Source organism: Clostridium algoriphilum (assembly GCF_020443705.1).
GTDB lineage: Bacteria > Bacillota > Clostridia > Clostridiales > Clostridiaceae > Clostridium_AD > Clostridium_AD algoriphilum.
The window spans coordinates 1-550 of record NZ_JAIZZK010000132.1 but is presented as its reverse complement, the minus strand read 5'-3'; the positions used below and the strand labels follow the sequence as shown (position 1 = coordinate 550).

1 protein-coding gene is annotated in these 550 nt (G+C 37.3%); it reads right to left on the bottom strand.

Annotated elements, in window-relative coordinates:
- Nucleotides 1-97: 97 nt before the first annotated feature.
- On the bottom strand, nt 98-550 hold a 453-nt coding region (locus LGK95_RS22260), incomplete at its 5' end, for an NADH-quinone oxidoreductase subunit B family protein (RefSeq protein WP_449727684.1).

The window sequence follows — 550 nt, the reverse complement described above, 5'->3', positions numbered from 1 at the left end:
GCGTCAAGAGTTACTGAAACCTTTAAATGTCCTTCAAGTCTAGTTATTGGATCTAATACTATAGTACTCATCTTTTATCCTCCCTTTCTTAAATAAGTTAATCTCGATTGCTTAATAATGGATTAGTTGGGAATGTAGGATTTGAACATCCTATGCAAGGATAATTGACACCTATACACCAAGCTTGACCATTATTCCATTTCATTGATGGACATATATTTTGGCAACCTGGTCCCATACATCCAAATGATTCGAAACATCCAGTTTTTGCTCCTATTTGATTTGCATCTTCTTGCTCTCTTCTTGGACACGCACCATGTACAGATTGACCATAATATTTAGTAGGTCTGTTGTTTGTATCTATTGTTGGTTTACCAATTAAGATTAAATCCAAAAGAGATTGAATCAAAACGGTAGGATGAACAGGACAACCTGGCAAATTTACTACAGGGTTAGTTGTTTTCCCGGTTAATATAGTTTTAGCACTTTGGCATGCTGTACTGTTTGCGCCTGTTGCTGGAACTCCACCAAAGGAAGCACAAGTTCCTGC